General features: G+C 44.2%; 1 tRNA gene and 1 rRNA gene. Both read left to right on the forward strand.

The features are described from left to right. Positions 1–96: ribosomal RNA gene (locus tag IC174_RS20945) — 16S ribosomal RNA — on the forward strand; the annotation flags it as partial. Between the two features lie 55 nt (positions 97–151). Next, positions 152–227 (forward strand) — tRNA-Ala (locus IC174_RS20950). Positions 228–251: the final 24 nt, after the last annotated feature.

Consider the following 251-nt stretch of genomic DNA (forward strand, 5'->3'; position numbering starts at 1 on the left):
ACCTTTTGGAAGAAGTCGTCGAAGGTGGAATCAATAACTGGGGTGAAGTCGTAACAAGGTAGCCGTATCGGAAGGTGCGGCTGGATCACCTCCTTTCTAAGGAGAATTGCCTACTGTTTAATTTTGAAAGTTCTTTATGAACTTCATATTTGGGGGTGTAGCTCAGTTGGGAGAGCACTTGCCTTGCAAGCAAGGGGTCAGGAGTTCGACTCTCCTCATCTCCACCATTAAGAGTATATTACTTAAATCTT

The organism is Clostridioides sp. ES-S-0001-03 (genome assembly GCF_020676075.1).
Classification (GTDB): Bacteria; Bacillota; Clostridia; order Peptostreptococcales; family Peptostreptococcaceae; genus Clostridioides.